This is a genomic window from Leptospira neocaledonica (assembly GCF_002812205.1).
Classification (GTDB): Bacteria; Spirochaetota; Leptospiria; order Leptospirales; family Leptospiraceae; genus Leptospira_B; species Leptospira_B neocaledonica.
Window position 1 is genome coordinate 1 of record NZ_NPEA01000030.1, and the last position, 1,277, is coordinate 1,277.

Genomic DNA, 1,277 nt, shown 5'->3' on the forward strand with positions numbered 1-1,277 from the left:
TTCTAGTTTGTCTCTTTCTCTATTCGGAGGATTATTAGGACCGAATAAATTTACGGCGATGTTAGGTCAGTTTATAGACATGCCCAATCCAATACCGTTTAATACATTGACTGATAAATTGAATGAATACAAGAAAGGGGATGTCATCCAAATTTGGGTTGATAATACCAATCCACCTGGGCCAAATCATTTTTGTTTAATTAGGAAAACCGATGAAGGTTGGATCAATTATAACCATAATGGTAGCCTCGGTGATGTGAAATTTGGAGATCCAATCTCTGACGATGATTTTAAACAAACTAAAATATATAAAATTTACGGCCCCGAGAAGGTAAATGATGAAGATATTTAAACTATTCAAATTACTACTATTGTTTCCAATTTTTGTTTCTATTTTTTGCAGTGATGCTCGAAAAGGAAATGAAATTATAAAACATTTCACGGAAGGCCAAAGCGAAAGAAAAGGGAATATGGAATTTAAAGTCTTGGAGAAAAAATCTTATCTATTCAACAAATTCATTTTATCTGGTAGTTCTGTCGAGATTCTTAAAAGACTAACGAAAGAAAATATCTTTTCTGGTTCGGCGGAAAATCGGATATTCTGTGGAGAATTTAACCCGAACGATATGACAATTCGAGTTAAGCTGGTATCTCGAAGTTTTTCAGCAATATCAGATCAGACTTTTGTTTTAAAGGAAGTAGAACCAAATATCTATAATCTATATTATAAAGACGAACCAATTTTACACGGAATATTCCGAGAAACAAATTATTTTAAAACGAGGTTTCGACATTTCGCCACATTTCCGCTTAATGAATCTATAGTGTTGGCAAAGCTTGTAAGTCGTTTAAGCATTGAGACAAATGAGCTTTCCGATCTCGATTCTGTCGTGATTAGGAAAAAGAAAATAGAAACAATCCAAGACTGCATTATGAATTATAGAATCCAATGGTGCGGTGAGCAGCCAGATCCAAAGGATCGTGAATGGGAAAACTGCGATCCACCAGGCAATGAATACCCCTAAAATATTAATCTAATTAAAGAGAGATATTCATGAACATGTATAGTCTCACCCTTAGCGCCTGAGCGCGAGCCAAGAATAGAGATAGGTTAGGGAAAACGGAAAAACATACATTAACGAAGCGACAGCGATCGTAGCGGAAATCCGGCGATGCACCATGATGAGAGAGAGGAACAGTAAATAAAAGAAATATAATGGTGCTTCGCTGATTGAAGCGTAGAGCGCGGTCCTGGCGAAGCCGGGAGTCGTCCAAAA

2 protein-coding genes and 1 pseudogene are annotated in these 1,277 nt (G+C 36.6%); 2 read left to right on the forward strand and 1 reads right to left on the reverse strand.

All coding sequences use genetic code 11. The features are described from left to right. Positions 1 to 352: pseudogene (locus CH365_RS20040) on the forward strand (hypothetical protein); the annotation flags it as partial. Further along, positions 336 to 1,025: a hypothetical protein gene (locus tag CH365_RS19825; RefSeq protein WP_100770275.1), complete on the forward strand. Its 690-nt coding sequence runs from the start codon at positions 336 to 338 to the stop codon at positions 1,023 to 1,025. The pseudogene CH365_RS20040 and the gene CH365_RS19825, both read left to right, overlap by 17 nt. A gap of 51 nt (positions 1,026 to 1,076) precedes the next feature. Here CH365_RS19825 and CH365_RS20065 read toward each other — a convergent pair. Continuing rightward, a partial coding sequence (locus tag CH365_RS20065; RefSeq protein ID WP_208861252.1) for a hypothetical protein occupies positions 1,077 to 1,277 on the reverse strand: 201 nt, incomplete at its 5' end.

Bases quoted from the DNA above. Each gene is read 5' to 3' on its own strand.
- CH365_RS19825 (WP_100770275.1), top strand. From the start codon at position 336: ATGATGAAGATATTTAAACTATTCAAATTACTACTATTGTTTCCAATT.